Source organism: Paraburkholderia sp. SIMBA_054, assembly GCF_046534875.1.
Classification (GTDB): domain Bacteria; phylum Pseudomonadota; class Gammaproteobacteria; order Burkholderiales; family Burkholderiaceae; genus Paraburkholderia; species Paraburkholderia hospita.
Genome location: NZ_JAWRXV010000744.1, coordinates 1 through 273 on the forward strand (window position 1 = coordinate 1; position 273 = coordinate 273).

Annotated in this window: 1 protein-coding gene; it reads right to left on the reverse strand. The window is 61.2% G+C overall.

The window, feature by feature from the left end:
* Window positions 1–273: MFS transporter (locus SB822_RS57080; protein WP_410859104.1), on the reverse strand; the 273-nt coding region annotated here is incomplete at both ends.

Below are 273 nucleotides of genomic sequence, written 5' to 3' on the forward strand. Positions count from 1 at the left end.
CCTGACGTTCCGCATCCGAGAGCCAGCTTGCTTGCGACGGGGTATCGCGCAGCATCACGAGAACGATGATCCCGATGATCGACGCGGGCAGGCCTTGCAAAATAAACATCCACTTCCAGCCCGCGAGGCCGAGCAACCCGTGCATGCTGAGCAGAAGGCCAGAGAGCGGACCGCTGAGAATGGACGACACCGGCACACCCACCATAAACCACGCAAGCATGCGGGTGCGGTATCTGGCCGGAAACCAGCTCGCGAGATAAAACGTCACGCCGG